The sequence below is a fragment of the Amycolatopsis sp. FBCC-B4732 genome (genome assembly GCF_023008405.1).
GTDB lineage: Bacteria > Actinomycetota > Actinomycetes > Mycobacteriales > Pseudonocardiaceae > Amycolatopsis > Amycolatopsis pretoriensis_A.
Genome location: NZ_CP095376.1, coordinates 5,258,085 through 5,271,272 on the forward strand (window position 1 = coordinate 5,258,085; position 13,188 = coordinate 5,271,272).

Annotated in this window: 13 protein-coding genes; all 13 read right to left on the reverse strand. The window is 74.6% G+C overall.

The features are described from left to right. A complete protein-coding gene (locus tag MUY14_RS22515) occupies positions 1-648 on the reverse strand; it encodes a putative quinol monooxygenase (RefSeq protein WP_247011613.1) in 648 nt (215 codons plus the stop codon). Continuing rightward, the gene (locus tag MUY14_RS22520; RefSeq protein WP_247011615.1) at positions 645-1,523 is read right to left on the reverse strand and encodes an SDR family oxidoreductase; all 879 of its coding nucleotides are present in this window, start codon (positions 1,521-1,523) and stop codon (positions 645-647) included. The genes MUY14_RS22515 and MUY14_RS22520 overlap by 4 nt, the downstream gene beginning before the upstream one ends. A gap of 35 nt (positions 1,524-1,558) precedes the next feature. Further along, entirely contained in the window at positions 1,559-2,659 is a 1,101-nt protein-coding gene (locus MUY14_RS22525) for a carboxyl transferase domain-containing protein (RefSeq protein ID WP_247011616.1), read from the reverse strand. Continuing rightward, entirely contained in the window at positions 2,656-3,849 is a 1,194-nt protein-coding gene (locus MUY14_RS22530; protein WP_247011617.1) for an MFS transporter, read from the reverse strand. The genes MUY14_RS22525 and MUY14_RS22530 overlap by 4 nt, the downstream gene beginning before the upstream one ends. A gap of 5 nt (positions 3,850-3,854) precedes the next feature. Next, entirely contained in the window at positions 3,855-5,813 is a 1,959-nt protein-coding gene (locus MUY14_RS47140) for an SDR family oxidoreductase (protein ID WP_315863231.1), read from the reverse strand. Further along, the gene (locus MUY14_RS22545; RefSeq protein ID WP_247011618.1) at positions 5,810-6,739 is read right to left on the reverse strand and encodes an aromatase/cyclase; all 930 of its coding nucleotides are present in this window, start codon (positions 6,737-6,739) and stop codon (positions 5,810-5,812) included. Before MUY14_RS22545 ends, MUY14_RS47140 begins: the two co-directional genes overlap by 4 nt. A gap of 27 nt (positions 6,740-6,766) precedes the next feature. Beyond that, the gene (locus MUY14_RS22550; RefSeq protein WP_247011619.1) at positions 6,767-7,552 is read right to left on the reverse strand and encodes an SDR family NAD(P)-dependent oxidoreductase; all 786 of its coding nucleotides are present in this window, start codon (positions 7,550-7,552) and stop codon (positions 6,767-6,769) included. A 31-nt stretch (positions 7,553-7,583) separates the two neighbouring features. Beyond that, entirely contained in the window at positions 7,584-7,844 is a 261-nt protein-coding gene (locus MUY14_RS22555; protein WP_247011620.1) for an acyl carrier protein, read from the reverse strand. Between the two features lie 2 nt (positions 7,845-7,846). After that, positions 7,847-9,118 (reverse strand): ketosynthase chain-length factor, encoded by a 1,272-nt coding sequence (locus MUY14_RS22560; protein WP_396126586.1) that lies wholly within the window; start codon positions 9,116-9,118, stop codon positions 7,847-7,849. Continuing rightward, entirely contained in the window at positions 9,115-10,383 is a 1,269-nt protein-coding gene (locus MUY14_RS22565) for a beta-ketoacyl synthase (protein WP_247011621.1), read from the reverse strand. Before MUY14_RS22565 ends, MUY14_RS22560 begins: the two co-directional genes overlap by 4 nt. Beyond that, positions 10,380-10,706 (reverse strand): TcmI family type II polyketide cyclase, encoded by a 327-nt coding sequence (locus tag MUY14_RS22570; RefSeq protein WP_247011622.1) that lies wholly within the window; start codon positions 10,704-10,706, stop codon positions 10,380-10,382. The genes MUY14_RS22565 and MUY14_RS22570 overlap by 4 nt, the downstream gene beginning before the upstream one ends. A gap of 24 nt (positions 10,707-10,730) precedes the next feature. Then, positions 10,731-12,194, reverse strand: a complete 1,464-nt coding sequence (locus tag MUY14_RS22575; RefSeq protein WP_247011624.1) for an FAD-dependent monooxygenase — start codon at positions 12,192-12,194, stop codon at positions 10,731-10,733. Between the two features lie 274 nt (positions 12,195-12,468). Then, the gene (locus MUY14_RS22580; RefSeq protein WP_247011626.1) at positions 12,469-13,146 is read right to left on the reverse strand and encodes a response regulator transcription factor; all 678 of its coding nucleotides are present in this window, start codon (positions 13,144-13,146) and stop codon (positions 12,469-12,471) included. Between the last annotated feature and the right edge of the window lie 42 nt (positions 13,147-13,188).

The window sequence follows — 13,188 nt, forward strand, 5'->3', positions numbered from 1 at the left end:
TCAGCTCCTTTCCACGGCGATCACCTCGGCGACGACCGAGCAGCGCACGATGACGGGCTCGGCCGCTTCGAGCCGGGCGATCCCCGGCTGGCCCGCGGCGTTGCGCGGATCCGCCATGTAGGCATCGAACGCGGCGACATCGGTCCACTGTGGATAGTTGACGAACGTGGTGTGGTCGGGGCCGATCGCGGCGTCCGCGGAGATGAACCCCGGGAACTCCCGCTTCCAGTCCCCGCTGCGCTCCAGCAGCTCGGTGAGCGCGAGGGCGCTGCGGCGGCCGCCGACGTGCCGGACGGCCAGCACGACGACCCCGGGCGCGGCACCGGCGTCCGGGCCTTCGATGCGGGCGACGAGCTCGCCGCCGTAGCAGCGCGGGGCGCGCACGCCGGCCCGGCCGGCCACCCCGCGCAGCCGCTGGGCGAAGGGCCCGTCGCGGAAGGCCGTGTGGTCGGCGGCGCCGCGCCAGCCGTGGCGGAGCACCACGGTCCGCCCGTCGACGCCGAGGTGCAGCCGCGCCGACCGGAACCCGGCCGCGTCGCGCAGGCTCAGCATTTCGTCGTCGAGCTGCGCGGAGAGGAGCCGCGCGGCCGCGGCGTCCGCCGCCGACAGCACCCAGAACCCGGCGAACCCCTCGTCGCCGGTCGTCACGCCGCACCGCGCCGGAAGCGGTCCGCGTGCTCTTCGGCCCAGTCGCGGAACGTCCGGGCGGGCCTGCCGAGCACCTCGGCGACGGTGTCCGTGCGCGTCTCCGGCGCCTCGACCAGGGTCGCGAAGTACTCGAGCGCGCCGTCGGCGTAGGCGGGCGGCCAGCCGGCCCCGACCATCGCCTGCCGCGCGGCGTCGTGGGCGACCTCGGCCCACGCGAGCTCGCGCCCGGCCGCCGCCCCGATGATCCGCAGCTGTTCGGCCTGCGAGAGCGGCTCGGGCCCGGTCACGACGTAGCGGCGGTTCTCGTGGCCGTCCTCGGTGAGCGCGCGGACCCCGACGGCGGCCAGGTCGGCTTCGTGGACCGGCGTCCGGACGGCGCCGCCGTAGGGGAACCGCACGACGTCGCCGCCCCCGAGCTGGCCGGCCCAGCCGAGCGCGTTGCAGGCGAACCCGGTGGTCTGCAGGAAGGTCCACGTCAGCCCGGCCTTCTCGATCTGCTGCTCGAGGTAGGCGTGGCAGTTGTTGTCCACCGGCTCCAGTCCGATGTGGACACCGATCGAGGAGACGAAGACGACCCGCGCGGTGTACCGGCTGATCACCTCCAGCACGGCGGGTGCGGTAGCGACGTCGAGGGTGAAGAACGGCCACATGAGGAACACGCCGGTGACGCCGTCGAGGGCGGGCACCAGGCTTTCGGGGTCCGCCAGGTCGCCTTCGAAGACCTCGGTGCCGGCGGGGATCCGGGCCACGGCCGGGTCACCGGGCGGCACCAGCGCGCGGGCCGCCACCCCGGCTTCGAGGAGCTGGGCCAGCGCGTGCGGCCCGACGTTGCCGGTGGGCCCGACGACCAGGACGGTCTGGGGTTTCACGGACACGGCTTTTCCTTTCCCTGAAGGGGTTTCCGGGGGCTTCACCGCGGTACTGCCCGCGCGCGCAGCACCGCGAGCCACCGCACCAGCACCCGCCGGGTCTGGGCGGGCTGGATCACTTCGTCGGCCGCCGGGCGCGGTCCGTCGTGCCGCCAGGCCAGGCAGACGTCGGCGCCGAGCGGGCGGGAGTCCAGCGTCAGGCCGGTGCCGGCTTCCGCCGGTCGCAGCAGCAGCGAGATGCGGGGCGTGGTCGCCGCGCAGTACGCCGCCAGCAGCGCCGGGTGCGGCCGGACCGGCGGCACGTCCGCGACCGTGACGAGGGGGATGCCGAAGGTGTCGCAGAACCCGACGAACCGGGCCGCGTCGCCGGCGCCCGCCGCGCGGTCGCACGCCGCCACCAGGCCGACCGCGTGGCCGCCGATCCGGGCCAGCGCGCACCGGGTGCCCGGCCCGGTCCCGACGGTCACGCAGTCGCCGTCGTCCACGACCTCCGCGATGAGGTCGCCGACGTCGAGGGCGGACCGGTGGCGCACCAGGCGTTCCGGCGGGTCTTCGGACGGCTCGGTGCGGGGCGGTTCGTTCCGGTTGGGCGGCAGCAGGGTCAGCAGCCGCCGGACGTCCTCCAGGCACGTCGGCTCGTCGTCGTGCACGAACTGCGCCGTGGCCGGGGCCGCGGCGCCGCGGACGGCGAAGACGAAGTCGGCCAGTGCCGCGCCGTAGGATGTGCCGCCCGGGCAGGGGCCGAGCAGGACGGTGATCTGCGGGACGGTGCCCGCCAGCGCGGCCGCCCGGCGCAGCGTGCCACCGTAGCCGTCCGGCGCGGCGACGTCCTCCCGCACCCCGGCGCAGTCGTCGAGCGCCACGACGGGGGTGCCTTCGGCCAGCGCGGTGTCCAGCAGCCGCTGGATCCCCGCGGCGGACGCCTCCCCCAGCGCGCCGCCGGCGAAGCGCAGGTCGTGCGCCCACAGGTGCACCGGGCGGCCCTCGACTTCGCCGCGCCCGGTGAGCACGCCGTCGCCGCGGTCGAACTCGGTGAACGAGCCCGGGTCCAGCAGCAGGGAGATCCGTTCCCGGGCCGTGAGCAGGCACCGGTCGTGCCGGCGCGCCGGTGCGCCGGGGTGGTCGAGCGTGTTCAGGCTCATCTGCTTCCTCCTCGAGACTCCGCGGACGCGCGCCGCCACCCGGCTAGCGCGACGGCCGCGCCCGCGCCCCCCACCGCCGTGACGACCGTCCACACCGGACCGTCCAGGCCGGCCACCGCCACGCCCGCGAGCACCACGGCCACCGCGCCGAACTGCACGCAGCTCTGGTAGACGGGGACCGCCCTGGCCCGGGCCGCGGCCGGCAGCGCGGCCACCGCCTGGACGTTGAGCGCGCCGAAGGCGAAGACGAACCCGAGACCGGCGAGCACCAGCGTCGGTGCCAGCCGCGGGTAGCCGTCCCCCGGCAGCGGCAGCAGCTGCCAGGCGTAGCCCGCCGCGGCCGCCACCGCCCCGGCGGCGATCAGCCGGGCGGTGCCGATCGCCGCGACCAGCCGCGCGGTGACCGGCGAGGTCAGCGCGACCGGCAGGCACGCGGGCAGGCAGCCGGCGGCGGCGGCGAGCGGGCTCCAGCCGCGTTCGTGCAGCGCGTAGGTCGTGACCAGCAGGGTCGTCAGGTAGGTGCCGTTGAGCGCCGCCGCGCCGAACGCCGACCGCGCGAACGGGCCGTTGCGCGCCAGTCCCCGCGGGAACGCCGCGACCGGCGCCCGCGGCCCGTCCGGGGGCACCACCGCGGCGGCGAGCCCGGCGAGGACCAGCGCGACCGGCGCCGGGAACAGCAGCACCCACCGCAGTCCGGCGCCGGCGAGCGCACCCGACACCAGCAGGCCCGTGGTGAAGCCCGCCGCGCCGAACGCCGCGTACAGCGCCACCGCCCGCCGCTGCCGGTCGCCCTCGGGGACCGCGGCGGTGAGCACGGCCAGCCCGCCGGGCGCGGTGAGCGCGGCGCACGCGCCCTTGACCAGCCGGGCCGCCACGAGCACCGCGAAGTCCCCGGTCACGCCGGCGACCACGGACGCGGCCGCGAAGGCGAGCAACGCCGCCAGGTAGACCCGCCGCGTGCCGAACCGGGCCGCGAGCCACGGGCCCGCGGGCAGCACCGCACCGAACCCGGCGGCGAACGCGGTCAGCAGCCACTGCGCCTGCCCCGGCCCGGCGCCGAACGCCCCGGCCAGCGCCGGGAGCACGGGCACGAGCACCGACACCTCGAGCGCGTCGAGCAGCATCGTCCCGGCGAGCACGAAGACCAGCGGCCGCGGGGCCGCGCGGACCGGACCTGCCGTCTGCGCCACGGTCCTCAGCCGCCCAGCAGGGTACCGCCGCTGGCGTCCACGTAGGACCCGGTGATCCAGCGGGCGCCGGGGCCGGCGAGGAACTCGACGACCGCGGCGACGTCGTCGGTCTCCCCGACCCGGCCGAACGCCGAGAGCGATGCCATCTGCGCGACGACTTCGGCGTTGCGGAAGACCGGCGAGCCGTTGTCGGTGATGCCCGGCCCGACGCTGTTCACGGTGATCCCGCGCGGGCCGAGGTGCTTGGCGAAGTGCAGGGTGAGCTGGTCGACCGCGCCCTTGGTCATCGCGTACGCGACCTCCTGCGGATTCGCGAACCGGGTCAGGCCCGAGGAGATGTTCACGATCCGGCCGCCGTCGGGCAGGTTCGGCAGGGCGCGCTGGACGAGGAAGAACGGCGCCTTGGCGTTGACCGCGTAGAGCCGGTCGAACTGCTCGGGCGTGATGTCCTCCGGGGCCACCCCGCCCATCACGCCGGCGTTGTTGACCAGGATGTCGAGGTCGGTGCTCCCGGTGCGCTCCTTGAGCCCGAGTTCGAGGGCGAGGAACAGCTCGTGGACGCCGCCGGGTGCGGCCAGGTCGGCGCGCACCGCGAACGCCCGTCCGCCGTCGCCCTCGATGGTGGCCACGACCTCGGCGGCCGCGTCCTCGTTTTCCGCGTAGTGCACGGCGACGAGCGCGCCGGCGCGGGCGAGCCGCTCGGCGGTCGCGCGGCCGATGCCGCGGCTCGACCCGGTGACCAGCGCGGTCTTTCCGCTCAGCTGAGCCATTTCCGTCCTCCTGGGGGTGGTGGGGCCGGCGCCGGGGCGCGCGGCCGGGCGTGGGGTGTCGAGCGAGCTGATCGCCGCGGCGAGGTGCCGGCGCACCGGGCCGAGGTCGAGCAGCTCCCCGACCACTTCGCGCAGCGCCTCGACCTCCGGGCCGCCGAGCAGCAGGTTCGCCTGGGCTTCGATGCCGGCGAGCGCGCGCCGCCCGACCGCGTGCCGGACGTCGTGGTAACCCGCCAGCAGCGCCTCGTCGGGCCCGCCGGTGAACTGGGCCGCCAGCCGCGGGGCGAGCTCCGCGGCGTCCTGGAGGCCGAGGTTGATCGCCTGGCCGCCGACCGGGAGCTGCGCGTGGGCCGCGTCGCCGGCCAGCACGATCCGGCCCGCGCGGTACCGCTCCGCCTGCCGCCGGACGTCCCCGAAGGCGTTGACCCACACGGCTTCGCCGTGCGAGACGTCCTCGCCGGTGACGCCGCGCCACACCTCGGCGAACTCGGCGAACCCGGGCTCCCCCGGCGAAGTGCGCGGGGCGCGGCCGTATTCGTGGACCATGAGCCGGGTCGTCCCGTCCGGCCCGCGTGAGGCGATCGCGAGCCCGGCGGGGCGCCGTTCGAAGCGCCGGTCCGGTACGTCGATCCCGCGGACGTCGGCCCGCAGCAGCTCCCGATTCGCGTCGTGGCCCGGGAAGCCGATGCCGGCCAGCCGGCGCACGGTGCTGTCCTCGCCGTCGCAGCCGGCGACGAAGGCGGCCCGCCACCGGGCCGGGCCGGCCGGTCCGGTCGCGGTCACCTCGACGTGGGTCCCGTGCTCGGTCAGCGCGGTGACCCGGTGCCCGCGGCGCAGGTCCGCGCCGCGCGCCACTGCCCGCCGGGCGAGCACGGCTTCGACCTCGGTCTGCGGCGCTTTCCACTGCCCCGCGTAGGGGTGTGCCGGATCGGCCTCGGTCAGGTCGAGCCCGAGCCCGCCGAAGTGACCGGCCCCGCCGCGCGGCGGCGGGCCGAGCTCGTCGAGCAGCCCGCGTTCGGCGAACAGCTCCATCGTGCGGGCGTGCAGCGTCGACGCGCGGGACTCGGTGTGCGGCGCGGTCCGCTGCTCCAGCACGGTCACGGCGACGCCGGCGGCGCTGAGGTCGTGCGCCAGCAGCAAACCGGCCGGGCCGGCGCCGACGACGAGCACGTCGGCGGCCTCGAGGCGGGTCACGGCCGCGCTTCCGCGTGGTCCTTCGCGAAGCCGAGCGTCGCCCGGCTGTTGGTGCTCAGCGCGGTCCGGACGAACTCGCGGGCCTCGGCGACCCCGGCGCCGGCCCCGAGCACCTTCGCGATGTTCGCGGTGTTGAGCACGACGGTGTGCTCCGACGACGCCGTCGTGCCGCCGCCGGGCTCCTCGGCGAAGTCCCAGCGGCCGGTGTGCAGCGTCATCAGCGCGGGCAGCGTGGTCTGCTTGTAGACGATCCGGTGGTGCGGGAAGCACACCCGGACCGACTCGGTGGTGTGCACCGAACCGTCCTTCGCGCGGGTGTCCATCCGCAGCACCTGCAGGCCGGGGCTCGGCTCGCGCAGGTCGACCGAAGAGACGTGCGGCAGCCGCTCGGCCCACAGCGCGGCCTGGTCGACGAAGTCGTACACGTCCTTGGCCGGGGCGTCGATCCGGACGGTGTCGGTGAACGAGAACGTCAGCTCGGGGTTGGTCACCAGTTCGACGTTGTGCTTGAGCGCGGCCAGTTCCGACCGGCTGTTCGTGTCGACCGCCCGGTCGATCCACGCCAGGCCGCCCGGGTCGTCGCCGACCGCGCGGTAGGCGTGCAGGAGCCGCACCTTCGCCGTGGCCGCCGACACCGGTTCGACGATCCACGTGCCGCTCATCTCGGCGACGGGCGGCGTGGAAACCTCCTGGTGGAAGGAAATCCGCCGGGCCGCCGGGTCGAGTTCGCGGCGCGAGGTCCAGTTCTTGGGCTCGCCGTTGGCGGTCGCCCAGATCCGGATCCGCTCGGTGCCTTCGCCCCGCTCGACGTGGTCGACGAAGACCGTCGGCGGGAAGATCCGCGGCCAGTTCGCCACTTCCGCGACGAGCCGGTAGACCTCGTCCGCCGGCGCGTCGACGAGGATGTCGTGTTCCGCTTCGCGCATGGTCGTCCTCCAGTCCTGCTCGCCGGATCAGAAGTTGCCGAGCCCGCCGCAGACGTTGAGCGCCTGCGCGGTGATCGAGCCCGCGGTGTCGGTCACCAGGTAGCCGACGAGGCCCGCGACCTCGTCCGGCGTCGAGTAGCGGCCGAGCGGGATCTTGGCCTGGAACTTCTTCAGCACCTCGTCCTCGGACGTCCCGTACGCGGCCGCGTAACCCTGCCGGACCCGTTCGGCCATCGGGGTTTCGACGTAGCCGGGGCAGACCGCGTTGACGGTGATGCCGGCCGGGGCCAGCTCGTTGCCGAGCGCCTTGGTGAACCCGACGACCCCGTGCTTGGACGCCGAGTACGGCGCGCCCAGCACGACCCCTTGTTTTCCCGCGGTGGAAGCGATGTTGACGATCCGGCCGTGGCCGGCCGCCACCATGCCGCCGGTGGTGAGGACCTCGCGGGTCACCCGGAACACGCTGGTGAGGTTGGTTTCGATGACGTCGAGCCACAGCTCGTCGGCGATCTCCGCGGTGACACCGCCGCCCGGGCGGCCGGCGTTGTTGACGAGCACGCCGACCGGGCCGTACCGGTCGACGGCGGCGCGCACGAACGCGGTCACGTCCTCGCCGGACCGCACGTCGCACGCGGCCCCGTCGGCTTCGAAGCCGGCGTCGCGCAGCTCCTTCACGGTGGTGGCGACGTTCTCGGCGGTGCGTGCGCCGAGGAAAACGCGCAGGCCCCGGCGGGCCAGCAGCTTGCTCACGGCGAGCCCGATCCCGCTCGTGGCGCCGGTGACGACCGCGGTGCGGCCTTCCTGGTCGGTCATTCCTGCTCCCGTCGTCGTGGGGGTGGCCGGGTCAGGCGCGGACCCGGGCCAGGTGCTCGTTCACCAGCTCGACCAGCGCCCGCGGCGTCGTGGCCTCCGCCAGTGCGGATTCGTCGAGGGTCAGGCCGTACTCGCGCTCGATCCGGCCGGCGGTTTCCAGCAGCGCCAGCGAGTCGTAGCCCAGTTCGGCGAACTCGACGCCGGCGGGATCGCCGGCCGGTTCTTCGGTCTCCCCCGAGCCCTCGCGCAGGATCCGCATCAGGTCGTCGAGGGTGAATCCCGTGTCGGACATGCCTAGCCTTTCTTTCCACTGTGGACGGTGCGGACGAGCATCGCCGAGTTGAACCCGTTGCCCCGGGCGAGGACCAGCGCCGACCGCAGCGGGCGCGGGCGGGCCTCGGTGACCAGATCGAGTTCGAGCCCGGCGGCCGGGCGGACCCCGGTGGCCGGCGGGAGGACGCCGTGGCGCAGGGAAAGCAGCGCCGTGGCGAGGTCGAGCGCGGCCGCCCCGGAGCAGAGCCGCCCGGTCAGCGTCTTCGGCGCGGTCACCGGGACGCCGTGCGGGCCGAACACCGCGCGGATCGCCGCCGCCTCGGCGCGGTCGAGCGCGGGAACGGCGGCCGCGTCGGCGAACACGACGTCGACCTCGGCCGCGGTGGTGCCGGCGTCGGCCAGCGCGAGCTCGATCGCCCGCCGCAGCCCGGGTTCCCCGCCGCTGCCGGGCGGCGGGTCGAAGGTCGCCGCGTGCCCGGCGATCTCGCCGTAGACCTCGGCTCCGCGGGCCTCGGCGGCCGCGAGCGGCTCCAGGATCAGCAGCGCCCCGCCCTCGCCGGGTACGTGCCCGGCCGCCGCGGTGTCGAAGGGCAGGTAGGCCCGCCGCGGGTCGTCGCTCGTGCTCAGCGTCCCCGCGGCCAGCTGCGCCGCCCAGCCCCACGGGCAGATCGACGCGTCCATCCCGCCGGAGACCACCAGGCCGGTGCCCTTGCGGATCTGGCGGCGGGCCTGCGCGACGGCGTCGAGGCCGCCCGCCTGGTCGCTCACCACCACGCCGCTGGGCCCGCGCATCCCGTGCCGGATGGAGATCTGCCCGCTGTTGACGGCGTAGAACCACGCGAACGACTGGTAGGCGCTGACGTACTTGCCACCGCGGGACCACAGGTTGCGCAGTTCGTTCTGCCCGAACTCGAAGCCGCCGGACGAGCTCGCGGTGACCACGCCCATGCTGAACGACGGCAGCTCGTCCGGGTTCACGCCGGCGTCGGCCAGCGCCTCGTCGGCGGCCACCAGCGCGAGCTGGGTCATCAGGTCGGTCTGCGGCAGCAGCCGGCCCGGCAGGTGCGCGGCCGGGTCGAACCCGGTGACCTGCCCGGCCAGCCGCGCCGGGTAGCGGGCGGGGTCGAAGCGGGTGATCCGGCGGATCGCGGACTCGCCGGCGCGGGTGGCGCTCCAGTGCCGTCCCGCGCCCAGCCCGGTCGGGGCCGTGACGCCGATCCCGGTCACCACGACCGGCCCGGTGCCCGCGTGCTCCGCCGCGCCCGGCGCCGGCCGCGCCTCGACCGCGGTCACGCCGCCGCCCCGGGCCGGGTCAGCACGATCGCGCTCTGGAAGCCGCCGAAGCCGCTGCCGACGGAGAGCACGGTGTCGGTCCGGTGCTCGCGCGCGGTCACCGGGACGTAGTCGAGGTCGCACTCGGGGTCGGCGATGTGCAGGTTCGCCGTCGGCGGCACGACGTTCTCGCGCATCGCCAGCACCGAGGCGGCGACCTCGATCGAGCCGATCGCGCCGAGCGAGTGGCCGACCATCGACTTCACGGAGCTGATCGGGACCCGGTGCGCGTGCTCCCCCAGGCTCAGCTTGAACGCGGCCGTTTCGTGCCGGTCGTTCTGGCGGGTGCCCGAGCCGTGCGCGTTGACGTAGTCGACGGCGTCGGGGGCCAGCCGGGCTTCGCCGAGCGCCACCCGGATCGCTTCGGCCATTTCGCGGCCGTCCGGGCGCAGGCCGGTCATGTGGTAGGCGTTGCACCGCGAAGCGAACCCGGCCACCTCGGCGTACACCTGGGCGCCGCGGCGGCGAGCGCTTTCCAGCTCCTCCAGCACGAACATCGCGGAGCCCTCACCGAGCACGAACCCGTTGCGGGTGCCGTCGAACGGCCGTGAGGCGTGCTCCGGGTCGTCGTTGCGCGGGGTGGTCGCCTTGATCGCGTCGAAGCAGGCGACCGTGATCGGGCTGATCGGCGCGTCGGTGGCGCCGGCCAGCACGACGTCGGCGCTGCCTTCGCGGATCAGCTCGGTCGCGTGGCCGACGGCGTCGAGCCCGGACGTGCAGCCGGTGGACACCACCGAGACCGGGCCGCCCGCCCCGACCGTCCAGGCCACTTCCGCGGCGAAGGAGCTGGGGACGAAGTAGTTGTACAGGTGCGGTACGGCGTACTCGTGGTCGACGAGCTCCAGCCGGCCGCCGTCGGACACGGTCCGGTACTCCTGGTCCAGCCCGGTGGTCGCGCCGACCGCGCTGCCGACCGTCACGCCGACCCGGTGCGGGGGCAGGCCGGCGAACTCCAGCCCGCTGTCGGCCGCCGCTTCCCGCGCGGTGACCACCGCGAGCTGCGCCGCGCGGTCCATCCGCCGGATCTCCTGCGGGCCCAGCCCGAGCAGCTCCGCGTCGAAGTCGATCTCCGCGGCCACCTGGGACCGGAACGGCGACGGGTCGAAGAAGCTGATCCGCCGCGTCGCGGTCCGCCCTTCGGAGAGCAGGCTCCAGAAGTCCTTGGCGCCGACGCCGCCGGGTGCGGTGACCCCGACGCCGGTGACGACCACCCGCCGGGCCGTCACTCGGCGCTCCAGCGGTAGAAGCACTCCGCCATGGCGTCCTTGGGCGAGCGCCAGGTGTCCGGGTCGTAGGCGGCGATGTGCGGCTTGAGGTCCTCGCTGATCCGGACGAACCGGGGATCGCCCTTCGCCGTCTCGATCCGTTCGCCGCCGTCCTCGGCGTCGAAGTCCTGCAGGTGGAAGTAGAGCCCCCGGTAGCTGAACAGCTGGCGCCGCCGGGTCCCCATCCGGTGGGGCATCTCGCCGGCGTCGAACTCGCCGAACAGCTCGGCGACCGCCTGGTCCGCGTCCGGGCGCATGCGGGCCACGATCAGGGTGCTGTGCATCGTGCGTCTCCCTTCTCCGGTTCTCTAGCGGGGCGCCGGCCCGAACCAGCGCTCGAGCGCCATCGGCAGGTCGGCGTGCGTGCCCGGGGCCGCCCAGGCCACGTGGCCGTCCGGGCGGACCAGGACCGCGGTGGTGGCGCCGGGGACCCGCCCGGCGGCCGGGCGGGCGGTGACGACGTCGATCCGGCCGGCCCAAGGCGCCGCGCGGTCGCGCAACGCCGCGCTGCCGGCGAAGTCGAGCAGCAGGCCGCGCGCGGGGCGCAGCAGCTCCGCCGTGGACGAGGGGCGGCCGCCGCGGTCGAGCTCCAGCCGCGGCAGCCGGCGCCCGAGCCACGGGTGGCTCCCCCCGCCGACGTCGTAGGCGATCTCCAGGCCGCTGACCATCGCGGCGAGGTGCCTGGCGACGTCGGGGTAGCCGGTCAGCTCGGCGAGGACGTCGCGCAGCGGCTGCATTTCCGCGCCGTTGAGGAACAGCAGGCCCTGGGCCCGGGTGTTCATCAGCAGCCGGACGCCGACCGGGTGCCGTTCGCCGTGGTAGGTGTCCAGCAGGTCCGCTCGCGCGGTGCCGCGCACGACCGCGGCCAGTTTCCAGCCGAGGTTCACCGCGTCCTGGATGCCGGCGTTCATGCCCTGCCCGCCCGCGGGGAGGTGGACGTGCGCGGCGTCGCCGGCGAGCAGGACGCGGCCGCGCCGGTATTCGGTGACCTGCCGGGTCGCGTCGCCGAAGGCGCTGAGCCAGACCGGTTCGGCGGCCGAGATGTCGATGCCGGTGATGCGCTTCCACGCGTCGGCGACCTCGTGGAACGGCGGCGGCCCGGTGCGCCGCCGCGGTGGCGCGTCCCGTTCGCAGACGATGATCCGGGTGACGCCGCCGGGCAGCGGCCCGACCATCACCATCCCGCCCGGCAGGCTTTCCCCGATCATGCGGGGTTCCAGCTCGACGCCGCGCAGGTCGGCGAGGAACATCTCGCGCGTCGCGGCGGTGCCGGGGAAGTCGAAGCCGACGGCCTTCCGCACGGCGCTGCGGCCGCCGTCGCAGCCCACGAGCCAGCCGGCCCGCAGGACGTGCTCGCCGGCCGGGCCGCGCACGGTGACCGCCACGCCGTCGCCGTCGTCGCGGACGCCGGTCAGCTCGTGCCCGCGCCGGATGTCGGCGCCGAGCTCGCCGGCCCACGCCTCCAGCACCGCTTCGGTCGCCGACTGCGGGATGGTCTTCGCCGCCTGGTGCGCGCCGTCCAGCAGCCCGAAGTCGACCGGGATGCCACCGAAGTGCCCCTGGTCGCTGGTCTGGACCTCACCGAAGCGGCGGAGCAGGCCGCGCTGGTCGAAGACCTCCATGGTCCGCGCGGTGAAGCCGAGCCCGCGTGATTCCCCGGTGCGCGCGGGCAGCCGTTCGAGCACGACCACGCCGATCCCGGCCAGGCGCAGCTCGCCGGCCAGCATGAGACCGGCGGGGCCGGCCCCGGCGATGACGACAGGCACGTCCATGTCTCCTCCTCGGGTCGAGCGCGGGAAAATCGAATGTGCGAAAAGGACACCGGAAAGATTTCCATTTCGCGGATCCGGCCATTGGCGGCTGCATTCGAAGTATCGGCGCGCACGACCCGGACAGTCAAGAACGCGACTGACAGGAGAACTACAAGAAAAAGTCAACTCGGACAGCGGAACGGCAATTCACCGGCAACACGGGAGAAATCGGTGCGTAACGCAGGAAAAGGCCATCGCGGACGAGCCGCGACGGCCTTCGGGCGGGAATGCGCTTTCAGTTTCCGGTGAAGCAGAACCCCACACCGTGAACGGTGCGGATCCACTGGTTCGAGCCCAGCTTCCGGCGCAGCACGCTGACGTGCGTGTCGATCGTGCGGCTGACCTTCGTGTCGGCCGTGTGCGTCATCGGGTCACCCCAGATCTCGGCCATCAGCCGCCGCCGGGAGAACACCACGCCCGGCTCGCTGGCCAGGCGGTACAGCAGGTCGAACTCCTTGCGCGTCATTTCGATGGACGCGCCGCCGAGGCGCACCCGCCGCGTGGTCGCGTCGATCCGCAGCGGGCCGCGCACGACCAGCGACCCGTCCGAACCGGCCCGGCCGCGCACTCTTCTGGTGACCGCTTCGATGCGCGCCATCAGTTCCCAGAAACCGCACGGTTTGTCCAGGCAATCGTCGGCTCCGGCCCGGAGCCCGAGCACCCGGTCGGCTTCGGTCCCGCGTTCGGTGAACGCGATGATCGGCGCGTCCCTGGCATTTCTGATCCGGCGGCACACCTCGAATCCGTCGATGTCCGCAATGCCCAGATCGAGCAGGATCAGATCGGCATCCCAATGTTTTTCGAGCGCTTCGGCCCCGCTCGAGACCCCGGTGGCCTCGTGCCCGGAGCGGCGCAGTCCGTCGACCAGGACGGCCGCACCTTTTTCGTCGTCTTCCACCACCAGCACGTGCATGACCAACCCCCCGCAGAAAGGCCGTGGAACCACTCGACCCGG

Coding starts and splice junctions, on each gene's coding strand:
- MUY14_RS22555 (WP_247011620.1), bottom strand. CDS start 7,844: ATGTCCGACACGGGATTCACCCTCGACGACCTGATGCGGATCCTGCGC.
- MUY14_RS22550 (WP_247011619.1), bottom strand. CDS start 7,552: ATGACCGACCAGGAAGGCCGCACCGCGGTCGTCACCGGCGCCACGAGC.
- MUY14_RS22525 (WP_247011616.1), bottom strand. CDS start 2,659: ATGAGCCTGAACACGCTCGACCACCCCGGCGCACCGGCGCGCCGGCAC.
- MUY14_RS22570 (WP_247011622.1), bottom strand. CDS start 10,706: ATGCACAGCACCCTGATCGTGGCCCGCATGCGCCCGGACGCGGACCAG.
- MUY14_RS22580 (WP_247011626.1), bottom strand. CDS start 13,146: ATGCACGTGCTGGTGGTGGAAGACGACGAAAAAGGTGCGGCCGTCCTG.
- MUY14_RS22575 (WP_247011624.1), bottom strand. CDS start 12,194: ATGGACGTGCCTGTCGTCATCGCCGGGGCCGGCCCCGCCGGTCTCATG.
- MUY14_RS22545 (WP_247011618.1), bottom strand. CDS start 6,739: ATGCGCGAAGCGGAACACGACATCCTCGTCGACGCGCCGGCGGACGAG.